Source organism: Aeromonas aquatilis (assembly GCF_054052405.1).
This window is the reverse complement of sequence record NZ_JBSTYP010000090.1, coordinates 1-12,431: the sequence shown is the minus strand read 5'-3', so window position 1 is coordinate 12,431 and position 12,431 is coordinate 1. Positions and strand designations below refer to the sequence as shown.

The window sequence follows — 12,431 nt, the reverse complement described above, 5'->3', positions numbered from 1 at the left end:
GATAGAGAGCGGTACGAAAACCGACAAGTCCCCTTTGCGGGCGAAATCTTCCCCCAGCACATGGCGGCAACTGCGATCGAGTGCTTCCAGATAGGGCTTGAGGTTCTCCTCGCACCAGATATCCACCAGCGCCTTGCGGGCCTCCTCGCTCTGCAGCTCGAAGTCTTTGGGGGCGGTAAAGCGCAGGATGGGGATATCCGGTTGCATCGCTCGCTCGATCAGGGTGCGCTTGATATAGACGCCGCTGCTCTGCTTGGGTACGCAGAAATACTCCTCAAGGGCATCCTCTTCGGTGGCGGTAGCCTTGAGCAGCCCCGCCTTCCAGGCGTCCTCGGCTTCCTGTGTCCAAAGGCCGCCCTTGACCTGGCAGATCCGACGATAGAGCCCCTGGCGGCAGGCATCGTCCAGGCTGATGGTATGGATGGAATACTCTTTGCGGCCCGCTAGGCTGTCGTTTATCAGCTGGTTAAACAGGTTATCGACACCGTTATGGGTACTGATCAACCGCACCTTGGCGCCCCACATGGTCAGCGCCATGGCGGCCTTCAACACCTCGGCCAGTCTGTCGTGGAATGCGGCCTCGTCGATGGTCACATTGCCCTGCATCCCCCGCAGGTTGGAGGGGTTGCTGGAGAGCGCCTGCACCTTGAAGCCAGAGGCGAAATAGACCACGAAGGTGAGGATCGCCTTGTCCTCGTCGTCGGTGAACACCTCCTCCTGGATCTCTCCGGCAGCCTTGTTGTACGCCTTGGCCCACATCGCCACTGCATCGATAAACTCGCGGGCCATCTCCTTGTTGCTGCCCACATAAAAGTGGTGGCAACCCCCGGCCGTCTTGGTCTTGGAGGCCGTCAGGGCAGCGTCGGCCGCCTCAGCCCAGGTGATACCGGTACGGCGGCTCTTCTCGGCGATCTTGAGCGGGCTCTCGTCGGCAATCCAGATGCGCTGGTACGGCAGCAAGACCTCGTCGGGGTTGTATTCGGTACCCAAGGTCTGGGCCAACTGTTGGGCGATAGGGGTCTGAGCAAGGGCGGTCATCAGGCAATCCCCAGGATTTCGCGGCGTATCTCGGCGGCGGCTTCACCACTCAAGCCCGCCTGAGTCACAATGGCTTCGGTCTTGGCGGCCACCTCTTCGGCAAATGCCTGGCGGATCTCTTTCTCCCGCTTATGACTCTGCATCGCTGTCGATTCGAGCCGCTGGGCCGCCAGCATGGCGTTTTTCAGCATGTCGATATCCACCGCCTCCTCCGGGTTCTGCACCTGAGCCAACATCGCCTTGAACAGCTGAGAGCGGCCCAGCTCCAGAATGAGCTTGGTAGTCTCTCCCATCGGCTTGTCGCCAAGCTGGGAGGTCAAGGCGGCCGTGGTTTCTCGCAAATCCCGCAAGTGCTGGCCGACCTGTTCAACCTGGCTGGCATGACGGCTTAACCCGGAGCGGGAGAGCTTGAGATCATCGGGCAACCCCGCCTCCTCGATCAGACCGTTGATTTCATCCAGGATGGCGGCCTGACTGTTGCCTTTGTCCCGCAGCATCTCGTTGAGCGCGTTGCGGATAGACTCAGGCAGCAGCCACACCTTGCTGGCGCGGCCTCGGGTCGGTTTCTCGGCCATGCTTAATCCTCCGCTCGGGGCTTCTTGACGCCGGGCACCGTTGCCCGGCCCTCTGCCGCGTCCTGGCCACGACCGGTCAAGTGAGCCACCTGCACCGTGGCCAGTCGCTCGATGCGCACCAGCCCCTGCTCTTCCAGCCAGGCCAGCAGGGTCTTCACCCGATCCCGCGTCACCCGGCCGGTACCCAGCTGGTCGAGGCAGTCATTGAGGATTGACTCGTTGGCGGCACCACCGATATCCAGCAGGGAGCGCAGGATCACCAGCCGCTGCTGGGCGTCCAATATCGCTTGAATGCTCATGGCTTCTCCTTAAGTGCGGTTGGTCGCGGCAGCCTGGTGAAACACTGCTGGGCCTCACATAACAGAATTTGTTGAATGCTCATGGCTTCTCCTTCTGTACGGCGGCGAGCTCATTTTCCAACAGCAAATCGGCAAGACGACGGGCTTGGCGCAGCTCCGGCTTCACCTCCCGCAACTCCCCCCGCAGCTCGCTTATCTCCAACTGCAGCTTGTGCAGCTCACGCTCGCTCGGCAGGTCAGCCAGTACCTGCTCCACCCGCTGCACTCTCTGCACCAAGGCAGTGAGGTCTTCGCGCTTGGCGTAAGTCTTGGAGAGCAAGATGATGACCACCAGCCCAACCAAACTGGCCAATGCATAAAGAGGTCCCCAGTTCTTAACGATGAAATCCCACACGGGTCGCCTCCTTGCGCTCATACAGGGTCTGGCGCTCGGCACCAGGCTCGGCTGCAAGGCGGGAGGTCGGGATGGCTTCGTCACAATCGCAGCAGATACCATCGCCGTATGGCCTTGCCCTGTTCTGGTGGGCTTCGATAATGCGCCCAGTCCGATCGGCATCGGCCTGCTGGGCGCGGTCTATGAGGTTTGTCACGTGACCTCTCTCGTATGACTACTAACGGACGGTATGAGTCGCCTTGATGCGGCCCCAGATGGCGAGCAGGCCACCCACCGCACTGGCCAGATCCACCAGGGTGGATGCCAGGCTGGCTTGGGTACCCGCATCGACCGGCACACCGAACAGGCCCGCAATACCGGCCCCCACGGCAATCACACCACCGATCACAGTGCGGCTTTTAAAGGCAGACTTCGCTTGAGGTAACAGGGAATCAGGCATGATGGACTTCCTTCTTTTGGGGTTGAAATAACGGAGGTTGGCAATGACGGGCACGGGCCCGCAGGCGATCCAGTTCGGTCACCGAGCGCCACCCTTTCTCAAACAGGGATTGACGGGTCTGGTGGTGGCTGTAGAGCGGGATCGCCTTCGGGTCAGCGATCTGATTGGCCAAAGCGGCCTTAAGATGGGCTTTGCGCCCATCCTTGAAGCAAGCGAGATAACGGGGGTTTTTGAGCTCAGGGATGCCAAAGCAGCCCGCAGCCTGGATCGCGGCCGCCGCCTTCTGTTGCTTGATGGTCAGCACGCTCATGCCACCACCTCGCCAACCACGTCAGAAAGGAGGTAGCTCTGCAGACGCAGCAGCCGGTTGATCCAGCCATCGGCATTGGCCCACTGGCTCGGGTCTTTGCGCACAATGCCGTGCATGAAGCAGGCCCGCTGCATCATCAGCGCCAGCAACAACTGGCCCTCGCCCTTGGCGCCCAGTTGCTGCTTGAGTCTGCCTATCGACACAGGGCCAAGGCGGCCATCTGCCATCACCCCCAAGACCTGTTGCAGCTGTTGGATGGCGCGTTTCGGCCCGTGATGCACCGCTGCATCAAACACGGCGATAGAAAGGGCCGGGCTTAAGCTGGCGATCAGGTCACAGCGGGCGGGCGCCCAGTAGTTCTGGCGGTAAAATGGCTCGGTATGGGCGGGGGTCAGATCACCGATAGCGATATCGGGTACCCCATCCCGATCGAGGTCGGCCATGCCGTCCTTCTTGCCATCGGCGGCATCGGCAATGCCGTACTTGGTATGACCACCACGGTCGGCGGGATGGTTGACTTCGCCCCCTTCCACATCGGGACGAAGCAGCCATTTAAGTGCGAGTGATAACATAAAGGCCCCTCGGTGAACTGCGTTATCAGCAGCGTACCGGGGGGCCTCATGGGCATGGGTTTATGGTGGGTTAGAACTATGGCTTCTTAGGCGGCGGTGTGGTTGGGCTTGTTCCGCTACTTTTCGGGGGCTGGTATCCATTTGTATTAATACCACTTGGTTTGGGCTTTGGTTGATATCCATCCATGCCTATCCCAGAACTTCCCTTTGAGGGAGATTTAGGCTTGTTATTGGACATAATTCAGTCTCGCTTTCATGGTTTTTTGGGGGGAGGTTGCGTAGCGTCCGTACCGCTACTTCTGATAGGTTGATATCCGTTTATCGCCAACTCGCTATCATCTCTTTGGATTGGACGAGTCACAAGCTTATCCGTATCTCTTTCTCTTATAGAGGGTTGAGTCAACCCTGCTCTATCTTTAACTGGTATAATTGCCATGTTTCACCTCAAACTTAATATTTAGCACTCAGTCTTACCAATAACAGAGCAAATCTACACCCTATAATAACAGCTATATTTAGAAGATATTCAAGGTTCATTTGAAATTGTCATCTCGTTTTATAAAACTCAAGATAAAGAATTTCAGATGATAAAATCATAATGCCAGCTGAAGTTTCTTTTTCTCTTTCAAATCCACCATGTTCATTTATAACCCATGTACTTTGTAGAAAAATTTGCTCCGGTGCTGGAGAGCTAGAAACAAAGGATTTGTCTGCATAAAGTCCACCAATTTTTTCACCAGACTTAAGTGTAACTACAACCCAATAGTGTTCTCGCAATGAAAAAACATAGTCCCATGGCCTTTCTATTGGATCCTTACCTAATTGATGGCGCATTACACTCAACCATAACTTAGTTATGACTATTGGTGATATAAATAACACAATCACATAAAAAGCCACGTACAACCAAATATAGTCAAACTTTAACCGACTGGACTCCACCATATATACGAATGGCAGCCAAATAAGATAATTGATACAGCTATATGTTGCTGCATCAATTATCTGTTCAGAAGAAGGTTTGGGCGCTGCGGCAACACCAGAAAATACACTATATGCCTTGATGGCTATGAATCCAGGCATTACAAAAGCTATAAACATTAAAAGTTTATTAATTTCTAACAGTTCTAAATCCATTCGTACACCCTACCCCTTTACAGAGTCTGCAGTGTATACCTCATACTTGCCATATGGAAACCAGTCTCCTCTTCATCTTAACCCTGTCTTTAACTAAACATATCAAGTTGTGACCTAGATCTGCTCAGCTGACGCTGTTCAGCTACAACCGCATAGGTTTGTGGTACCGAAAGCCCATGCTTGCGCGCCAGATGGTCGATATTGCGACCGTTAAACTCATCCCAGATGGCCCGATCACGCAACGCGGCCTTGAGATGATCCCCGGTGGGGATGTAGTAGGCACGGCCACCCATATAATGGGCCTGTACCAGCGCCAGCTTTCGGGCCTGAGCCTTGGCCTGTTCTTGTGCCATCCCCCCTCTGACCAACTCGCAGGCCAGCACATCCACCAGCTCGCTCAAGGCTTTGGGCCATTTGGCCGTCAGTTCGGAGGCCGGGATCTGATCCAGGCGATCGACAAGCTGCCCCAGCGACTCATGATCATCGGCGAACAAGTCCAGATTCTCAGCTTTAGCGTCCATCATTCATCTCCTCAAACGCCGCCACAACGGCCTGATAACCGGCCACTCGCCCAGACTTCCCATTGGTGGGGACGGTTTTCTTGGCCGCGACAAGGCGTGCAACCAGCTCCCGCTTGTGCCAGTTTTTCAGTGACTCAAGCACCTGGTAAGCCAACCCATCGGTGAGCCAGGCCACCTCTGCCACGCCGATGCCGTTGTTAAGCCGCACCGTTTGCCGCTCAACATAGTGATTCAAGGCCGTCTCACTGCCATCGCGCAGCAGGCCATGGCGGTGCATGGTGATCCATACAGCCCGGATCACGTTTATCTCGGCGGTTTTGGCATGAGCCCCACGGGCCGGGCTTAAACGCTTGTGCCCTCCCGCTTTAACAGCCCCTTTAACAGGGCGTTTAACCGTCGGTTTAAACCCTGCCCCCTTCATAGCCAGCAGCACCTTGTCCAGCTCCGGGATCGTCAACTCGGCCGCCGAACGCTTGCCGCTCTGCTGCTCAAGCAACACCCGATAAGTCTCCTCATCGAGCCCCAGGGTGCGCCTGCCAACCTGAACCAGACGGATCAGGCGGGTACGATCACCACTCTGCGCAGCATTTGGCTGATTGTTAGCTAAGGTGTTCAATTCCCCCTCCCCGTCTTTTTCATCCAGATTTGCCCGGCCGCCATCACATCCGGCCCACTGCGCCACTGAGGGCAATGGCTATCGAGCCACTGCTCTGCCTGCTGCTGGCTCAGGTTGCCAAACTTCATTACGTAGGCCAGCAGTCGTTGCCAGTTAGACATGGACATGGCTGGCCTCCAGCGCCGCCGTTCTGGCTTGCTGCAGTTCAGCCACCAGTTGCCAGCGCATCTGGCTTGCTTCCCCCGCCAGGGCAAATAACCCCTGAGCGCGGGCCTCTCTAATAAACTGTTTGAGCTGTTTGCACACAGCCCGTTTTTCAGCGGCCGCCAGTGCAATGGCTGCGGTGCTGAATATCTTGGTAAGCCGAATATCCATCTCTGTTTTAGTCATCGCCGTGCTCCTTTATCGAGGCGGTGAAGACCTGGGCCCAGGTCGGCTGCTCATCAGTGCCCGGCCACCACGCCGGGCAGACCATCCCGAGCAGTCGCTCGGGATGGTTTCGCTTAGTGAGATAACTGTTTGCGGGCTTTGTTGATGATGGAGGTCAGCATGGCCAACCGGGATTTCTGGCCGGTAGCCGTGCCGTACTGGTTGATAAAGTCAGCGGCCAGCTGCGCATCGTTCAGGGCCTGCAGCGGGTTGCTCATCAGTTGGCATTCCAGGGAGCTTTTGGCATCGGCCACGCTGGTATTGAGCAGCGCTTTCACATTTTCCATATGTCACCTCGGTTACTGAGCCACAAGGATGGCCAGCGCGAACACGCCAGCCAGCAGATTAAGACCTATCCAAAAAGAGGCTATTCGCCGCCGCTCCCATCGCTTAAGCAGAGCATCCAGCTCATGGCTCAACATCTGATTGCGGCCTGATTTCATAGGGCCTCCAGCTTGGCCAGCTCTTGCCCCTTCACTCCAGCATTGAGCTCCACCTGTTTGCCGCTCACATAGCCATCGTAGCGAGCCCCCTCATCGCGTCTGGTCGCCTTGCTCTCTCTGATCTTGCCCTTTACCAAATGGGGGAAGTGCTTGGCCTTGTACTGGGTAACCAGCTCGTTTTCATGCTCACTCGGTACCAATGCCACAACCTTGCCGTACACCCCTTGGCACCATCCCTCGCAAAACAGGTCAGCTCTGGCCGTCTTGGTGGTGCTCTTCATGCGCTTGTTCAGCGTGGCCAGAAACTCACGGCGGGATGCCAGCAACTGGCGAGCCAGCACGCTATAGACGTAGCCCGCGATTTCCGCCCGTTCGGCTGGGCCAATAAAAACAACCTGCATCTGGCGGCGCGGAAAGCCCGTCCATTGAAAGATCGCTTCAACCCCAAACGCCTCGGCGATAATGGTGAGCAGGCCATGGCTCCAACCCGGTTGCTTCTTACTGCTGTTGGCCGCCTTGGCGCTGGCGGTATCGATGCCGCTCAAGGCCACGTCTTCGCTGGAGAGCTGATGCTCCGCCATCAACGCCTGGATCTTCTTCATCGCATTGGCTGACTCATGGGGGTTGCCCCGTTCGACCATGGCCAGCAGCTTCTTGATCTTCTCTAAAATTCGACTTTTCATCTGCTTATCCCTAGCTGCTCATCAGTACCCGATCACCACATCGGGCAGACAGGGCGGCAATGCCGCCCCGTTTCGCATCGGGCCATTACTCGAACTGCAGTGGCTTCGCCCCTTGATACTCCTCGACATTGAGGGGGGCAGGCCCCAGCCCCAGCGCCCAGAGCAGGGCGGCCTTGATGCCATCCTCATAGGTATCGTCGGGGTAGCAGGTGCCCTCGGTTTCAGTGATCTGCTCACAGAGCTGCAGTTGCTCCTCGGCCATATCTACGTTGATTTCCATCGCGTCTCCCTCCCTTACAACTTGGCCAGATCCAGGCTCATCTGGATGTAACGCCCCTGGGCGTCACGCTCATAGAGCCGCAGATATTGGCTGGTACCGGTCACCTGAATGGCATCGGCGATCGCCTGCATGGCCTGCTCCCAGTCGGCGTCTTCGATGTTGAGCTGACGCAGGGAGAGCACCTGGTTAACGTCGATATGACCGGCTTTGGAAACCCGAAAAGCGTGGTCAACCAGGGCCCGCAGTTTAGGACTGGCCCCATCGCTCCAGCGGGCGATGCACTGGTCAATCAGCACCTTGGCAGCCTGGATCCGTTCATCAAATTTGCGGTGCTCCCCCACGGCCCGGATCAGCTTGTAACGGCCGTCGAAACTGAGCAGGGTCACGTTGCCCTTGGTACCGCCCCACGCCACGCCGTACTGCTCGGATGACAGGTCAACAAAGTCGTTGATCTGCTGCATGGCGCCAATTTTGAAGGCGGCCAGCTGCGAACGCTGCTCGCGGGCAGCCGCAATGATGCCCATCACCACTTCATCGCGCAGCTTGTCAGCCGGAGTGATCAGGTTTTCCGGTACCCAGTGCCCTTGGGCGTTCTGGCGCATCGGGGTGGTACTGCCGGTTTGTGCTTCTTGCATAGGGTTCTCCTTAATGGATCTTGTTGCTGCCGGGCATCTGATAACACACGGCGGCAGCCTGCTGTTTCGCTGGGCCGAGTACCAGCTCTTCCAGGTGAGTCGCACGGCAAAATTCGAGGAACTTGGGTAATTGACGCAGCACGACCTTGGCCAGTGCTTCGTCTTCGATATCGAGCTCTATCTTGGCCATCTCCATTCTCCTTATTGGCGCCAATGCAGCAGGCAGCCGCCAAAGCGCACCAGGGCGACCTCCCGAACCACGCCAGCCAGGCATTCGCGGCTTAACACGGCGCGGGCCTTCATCGCTTGTGGCAAAGGGCCAGTGACGGCCAGCAGCGGGGTGTGGCGCACCTGACTGGTGCGGACTTCATATCCTCTGGCCGTCAACCAGTGGCTGAGCTGTTCGGCAGTTTTGTGCAAATTGCTGCGCAGATTCTTTTTCATCCCGTTCTCCTTGTGATTCATCACCGGGCCCACTGCTTATTCCGAGCCCAACCCCCGCCAACCGTTATTTGCCTTCTTGCTTGTCGAGCAGTCGGTTGTATTTGATACCCATGATTTTCAGCTCTTCCGCCAGCAGCTCACTCAGGATACGCAGCGACGAACTGGCATTGTCGCCATCGCTCTTGGCCTGACGGCGTAACCTGGAGAGGGTCGCCTCGGCGTCATAGCGAGCCGTTTTCTGTGACCCTTTGCCCTGCTCCACCGATAACCGCATCGGGCGGCGCAGTTGCTGCTCCTCCGTCAGCTGGCTATGGGGGCAGCCTGAGCGGCAAGCCTTCCAGAGCTTGATATCCATCGGGCTGCTACCCACGTCACTGGGGCCACGGCGTTGATGGGCAAGGCACTGGTGAGCCGGGATATCCCCCAGAATGGGACACCTCACCTTGTTGCCCATCAGGGCCCCTTCCACCAGGGTCTGTACCCTTGCCATATCGCCGGGATATTTTTCGTTGTAGACCTGGCTGATGGTGGTTCTGGATAAACCCAGCTTTTTGGCCACCACGGCCAGCGAGCTGGCCGCCACTTCGGCCTGCAACACCTCAAGCCACGTGCCCATGCTCACCCTCCTCAAACTGGAATGGATAAAGCCGCTGCTGGTTCTGATCCCAACAGCCATTCCTGCGAACAATTGGGGCGTGGCGGCCGGTATCTCTGGTCAGCAGATATTTGCTGGTAATTCCTTTATGAGGAACGGCAGCCACCAATACCTTCAAATAACCAGATTTAACCAATGACCTCGTATATATCGAGGCACTATTGGTGGCAGTATTTGAGGTCATTGCTAATTCAATAAGCCCGAACGTTCTGCTTATTTTCATGGTGTTCCACATCTTCTGGCGGCTGGTTTTTTTGGTCGCCCGTTTCTTGGCCCAGCGGCCTGCCTTTCTGCCATCAATCTCATCGGGCAGTTTTTCTTGTGGAATACATACTTGGTATCTGCTTGCGATGCGTGATGCTCCTTGGACGGCAATGTTTACATGGCCAGTCGAGAGCAAGCGATTTACCAACTGATGGGCATGGTTAGCCCCCATACCCAAATCTTTGCGCAGGGTCGGAATATCAAACTCCGACTTTCCACACATCCATCGCCAAGCTGATTCCGTCTTGGATTTACCACTCATATCAACCACTGGTATCCCTCCCGTGCTTGTTGTTATTGGGGTATATCTGGGAGCTAACGGCTGCGGCGCACGTCATGCAGCAGTTCGCTGGCGTCTACATCTTCCAGGCGGATGATGTGAGCGTCAGAAGCCATAGCCATCTTCTCGATCTTGTCGAGGGCAGAGACGATGGTGCGAACCACCCCGTTGGAACGTTTGCGAATGAGATCCAGCAAGGCATCGTCAATTTCCACGTCCACCTCCAGCATTTCGCTGGCAATCAGGGACACGTCATCGAGATCGGCCGGTTTGAACTCAATCCATTGGGAGATGCGGTTAAACAGTTGCTTGCGCTGGCTGATCCGGCGGGCAATCTCTTCCATCCCGACCAGGATCAGGGGTTGTTCGGTGGCATCGTAGATATCGCGCAGGGTCTCCATGATGCGGGCATTACCGACCACGTAATCGGCCTCGTCCACGAAGATGGCCAGCTCTTCGGCACGCACGGATTCGATGATGCTATCGACCTGGGCCCGCAGGTTGTGGCGCTGGGGGATGCCGATCTCTTTGGCTATCTGCTCCAGCAGGCTGGTGACGGTATCGGCCTTGTAGCAACGCACATAGATCCCGTTCACTTCGTCCTGGTTGAACAGCCATTCCACGGCGGTGGTCTTGCCAAAGCCGGAGGGGCCGTGGATCAGGCCAATGCCCGGCACTATGCTGGAGCGGTTGAGCAAGTTGTCGAGCAGTTGCTCGGTCTTGATCATGTTTTTGACTTCAACGATCTTGTGTTTCATAGTGTTTATGTCCTTTATCTATGGTTTAAACAGGGCTGCACGCTTAACCTTTTGCCTGGGCATTGCGTGTGGCCCTGATGCTTTCCAGATGCCTGCTAATCCGTTTTGCTGGCAACTTGTGGCTATACAGGTACTTGGTCAGCCACTCCTTCTCCCGCTCGGTCAGCGGGGTATCCAACTCCTTCTCTGCCAAGTAAATTGCCTGCTCATACTCGGTCTTGAGTGCTCTGGACTCTTGCCCTGCCGTTGCTTGCTGGCGGGCAGCTTTCTCTTCTCGCCTGGCCTCAATGGCGGCCAGCTCCGTAGCACTGAACCCGACCGGCACACTGGATGCCGCAACCCCAGTCAGGGCAGCCAGCGCCGGGTTGTCGAGGTTCAGATCCGAGCGCTTGAACTGGGCAACCTCCTTGGCCTGATCGACAAAGTGATTGACCACATCCTGGTGTAGCTGGTCGATGCCAAATGTCTTGGCCACATTGCGCATCTCGCGGCGGAATCGGGCCAGTACCTTGGCATCCTCACGCTTGGCTGCACGGAATGCGTCTGGGCTGATGCCATTTCCGAGCAGATCGGTATTGATGGCCTCCACTCGGTCTCCCCAGTCTCCGGTGCGGTATAAGGTGGCGCGACCCACATCGTTGGGATCGAGAAAGACGCTGACCCGCTGGCTCTTCCAGGTGTGCTCCAATAGCTCCGGGGCGCTATATTTCAGGCCACCGGCCTTAATAAAGCCTTTGGAGACAGTCGCCTCACCGATATGGTTGAGCAGCAGATCCAATGCAGACTCATCGGTGATGGCGCGGCGCTGATAACGGGCACTCTGGTACTTCTCGTTTGGGGTCATCCCCAGTGAGCTGTGCTTTTTGTTGTGGTAACGAGCATCCAGCCAGTTATCGAGTAGGGTCTGCAGCTCTTGTGCTGTCATCGCCAACTCAAAAATCTCTTTTTCCGCATCCGGTTTGCGCTTCTCTTCCAACCGCTGGGCAAAGCCCTTGCGGGCTTCAATCACCTGTCTGTCAGCCACGCAGTGGCCTATATAGGAGGGCAACAACTCGATAAGGCCGTGGCTCAGGGTGCGGAAAAATCGCTCGATAAAGGGCTTTTCCCAACCCGAATAGGCATTGGATCGGCTGACATTGATATCCAGCAGTGTGCAGATCGACATGACCCGCTGACTCACGTAGTCAGAGCCGTTATCGGTACGCATCACACCGTTGTCATTGAGGGTGCCCCAGGCCAACAGGGTCTTGCGCAGCAACAGGCAGATCCCCTCGCTGGATGAGCTCTTGGCCACCAGCAAACGAACGCGGCGAGTAAACACGTCGATCACCGCGATAATGCTGTGACGGCCATCCACCAACATGGCATCGACCGGGGTGCTGTCGAACTCCCACACATCGTTCGGTTGACCCATCCAGGGGTACATTTCCTCGATGGCAGTGCGGTATTTGTTGTTGTAGGCATCCGGGTTGGTGGCATAGGTAAAGGCAACTTTGTTTTCCGCCAACCACTTGACCATCCAGCGGCGCAGGGATGACTGACTGGGGATATGCCATCCCAGCTTGTTTATCGCGCTGTACTCAGTGGCGAGCTCATGCAGAGCGCCCCACTTATTGGCCAGGTGTGGCTTGGCAGTCACCAATGCGGTAAGGAACTGGG

Annotated in this window: 23 protein-coding genes and 2 other RNA genes; all 25 read right to left on the bottom strand. The window is 56.6% G+C overall.

What is annotated here, in order from left to right; all coding sequences use genetic code 11:
- Window positions 1-1,038, bottom strand: a 1,038-nt coding sequence (locus tag ACW5W8_RS22375) for a terminase large subunit domain-containing protein (protein ID WP_498630509.1), incomplete at its 3' end; no start/stop codon positions are given.
- Window positions 1,038-1,613, bottom strand: a complete 576-nt coding sequence (locus tag ACW5W8_RS22370) for a DUF3486 family protein (protein ID WP_323875569.1) — start codon at window positions 1,611-1,613, stop codon at window positions 1,038-1,040. The genes ACW5W8_RS22370 and ACW5W8_RS22375, both read right to left, overlap by 1 nt.
- A gap of 2 nt (window positions 1,614-1,615) precedes the next feature.
- Window positions 1,616-1,912, bottom strand: a complete 297-nt coding sequence (locus tag ACW5W8_RS22365) for a VpaChn25_0724 family phage protein (protein WP_058059547.1) — start codon at window positions 1,910-1,912, stop codon at window positions 1,616-1,618.
- Between the two features lie 79 nt (window positions 1,913-1,991).
- The gene (locus ACW5W8_RS22360; protein WP_005345918.1) at window positions 1,992-2,306 is read right to left on the bottom strand and encodes a DUF2730 family protein; all 315 of its coding nucleotides are present in this window, start codon (window positions 2,304-2,306) and stop codon (window positions 1,992-1,994) included.
- The gene (locus ACW5W8_RS22355) at window positions 2,287-2,502 is read right to left on the bottom strand and encodes a TraR/DksA C4-type zinc finger protein (RefSeq protein WP_498630506.1); all 216 of its coding nucleotides are present in this window, start codon (window positions 2,500-2,502) and stop codon (window positions 2,287-2,289) included. Before ACW5W8_RS22355 ends, ACW5W8_RS22360 begins: the two co-directional genes overlap by 20 nt.
- A 21-nt stretch (window positions 2,503-2,523) precedes the next feature.
- Window positions 2,524-2,745, bottom strand: a complete 222-nt coding sequence (locus ACW5W8_RS22350) for a hypothetical protein (RefSeq protein ID WP_005353373.1) — start codon at window positions 2,743-2,745, stop codon at window positions 2,524-2,526.
- Window positions 2,738-3,055, bottom strand: coding sequence for a hypothetical protein (locus tag ACW5W8_RS22345; protein WP_156852877.1), 318 nt, complete (start codon window positions 3,053-3,055; stop codon window positions 2,738-2,740). The genes ACW5W8_RS22350 and ACW5W8_RS22345 overlap by 8 nt, the downstream gene beginning before the upstream one ends.
- Entirely contained in the window at window positions 3,052-3,627 is a 576-nt protein-coding gene (locus tag ACW5W8_RS22340; RefSeq protein ID WP_371177944.1) for a glycoside hydrolase family 108 protein, read from the bottom strand. The genes ACW5W8_RS22345 and ACW5W8_RS22340 overlap by 4 nt, the downstream gene beginning before the upstream one ends.
- A 546-nt stretch (window positions 3,628-4,173) precedes the next feature.
- Window positions 4,174-4,764, bottom strand: coding sequence for a DUF6338 family protein (locus ACW5W8_RS22335; protein WP_429114622.1), 591 nt, complete (start codon window positions 4,762-4,764; stop codon window positions 4,174-4,176).
- Window positions 4,765-4,853: 89 nt separating this feature from the next.
- Window positions 4,854-5,285 carry a Mor transcription activator family protein gene (locus tag ACW5W8_RS22330; protein WP_498630511.1) on the bottom strand — a complete coding sequence of 144 codons (432 nt, stop codon included), beginning with the start codon at window positions 5,283-5,285 and terminating at the stop codon, window positions 4,854-4,856.
- A complete protein-coding gene (locus ACW5W8_RS22325; RefSeq protein WP_498630503.1) occupies window positions 5,275-5,901 on the bottom strand; it encodes a gp16 family protein in 627 nt (208 codons plus the stop codon). Before ACW5W8_RS22325 ends, ACW5W8_RS22330 begins: the two co-directional genes overlap by 11 nt.
- A complete protein-coding gene (locus ACW5W8_RS22320) occupies window positions 5,898-6,068 on the bottom strand; it encodes a hypothetical protein (RefSeq protein ID WP_167570952.1) in 171 nt (56 codons plus the stop codon). Before ACW5W8_RS22320 ends, ACW5W8_RS22325 begins: the two co-directional genes overlap by 4 nt.
- Window positions 6,055-6,291 carry a hypothetical protein gene (locus tag ACW5W8_RS22315; protein ID WP_498630501.1) on the bottom strand — a complete coding sequence of 79 codons (237 nt, stop codon included), beginning with the start codon at window positions 6,289-6,291 and terminating at the stop codon, window positions 6,055-6,057. Before ACW5W8_RS22315 ends, ACW5W8_RS22320 begins: the two co-directional genes overlap by 14 nt.
- A 40-nt stretch (window positions 6,292-6,331) precedes the next feature.
- Window positions 6,332-6,406: hammerhead ribozyme type II (locus ACW5W8_RS22310), an RNA gene on the bottom strand.
- Window positions 6,405-6,617: a hypothetical protein gene (locus tag ACW5W8_RS22305; protein WP_498630499.1), complete on the bottom strand. Its 213-nt coding sequence runs from the start codon at window positions 6,615-6,617 to the stop codon at window positions 6,405-6,407. The genes ACW5W8_RS22310 and ACW5W8_RS22305 overlap by 2 nt, the downstream gene beginning before the upstream one ends.
- Before the next feature lie 152 nt (window positions 6,618-6,769).
- A complete protein-coding gene (locus ACW5W8_RS22300; protein ID WP_498630497.1) occupies window positions 6,770-7,456 on the bottom strand; it encodes a DUF2786 domain-containing protein in 687 nt (228 codons plus the stop codon).
- A gap of 8 nt (window positions 7,457-7,464) precedes the next feature.
- Window positions 7,465-7,534, bottom strand: an RNA gene (locus ACW5W8_RS22295) — hammerhead ribozyme type II.
- 7 nt (window positions 7,535-7,541) lie between these two features.
- On the bottom strand, window positions 7,542-7,736 hold the full coding sequence (locus tag ACW5W8_RS22290; RefSeq protein WP_182932662.1) for a hypothetical protein: 195 nt from the start codon (window positions 7,734-7,736) through the stop codon (window positions 7,542-7,544).
- A gap of 14 nt (window positions 7,737-7,750) precedes the next feature.
- Window positions 7,751-8,371 (bottom strand): DUF3164 family protein, encoded by a 621-nt coding sequence (locus ACW5W8_RS22285; protein WP_224967840.1) that lies wholly within the window; start codon window positions 8,369-8,371, stop codon window positions 7,751-7,753.
- A 10-nt stretch (window positions 8,372-8,381) separates the two neighbouring features.
- Entirely contained in the window at window positions 8,382-8,561 is a 180-nt protein-coding gene (locus tag ACW5W8_RS22280; RefSeq protein WP_498630494.1) for a hypothetical protein, read from the bottom strand.
- Between the two features lie 11 nt (window positions 8,562-8,572).
- A complete protein-coding gene (locus tag ACW5W8_RS22275; RefSeq protein ID WP_016350110.1) occupies window positions 8,573-8,815 on the bottom strand; it encodes a Kil protein family in 243 nt (80 codons plus the stop codon).
- 64 nt (window positions 8,816-8,879) lie between these two features.
- Window positions 8,880-9,431: a transcriptional regulator gene (locus ACW5W8_RS22270; RefSeq protein ID WP_498630492.1), complete on the bottom strand. Its 552-nt coding sequence runs from the start codon at window positions 9,429-9,431 to the stop codon at window positions 8,880-8,882.
- Window positions 9,415-10,005 (bottom strand): hypothetical protein, encoded by a 591-nt coding sequence (locus tag ACW5W8_RS22265; protein WP_498630490.1) that lies wholly within the window; start codon window positions 10,003-10,005, stop codon window positions 9,415-9,417. Before ACW5W8_RS22265 ends, ACW5W8_RS22270 begins: the two co-directional genes overlap by 17 nt.
- Before the next feature lie 44 nt (window positions 10,006-10,049).
- Window positions 10,050-10,772, bottom strand: coding sequence for an AAA family ATPase (locus tag ACW5W8_RS22260; protein ID WP_498630488.1), 723 nt, complete (start codon window positions 10,770-10,772; stop codon window positions 10,050-10,052).
- A 43-nt stretch (window positions 10,773-10,815) separates the two neighbouring features.
- A partial coding sequence (locus ACW5W8_RS22255) for a TnsB C-terminal domain-containing protein (protein ID WP_498630486.1) occupies window positions 10,816-12,431 on the bottom strand: 1,616 nt, incomplete at its 5' end.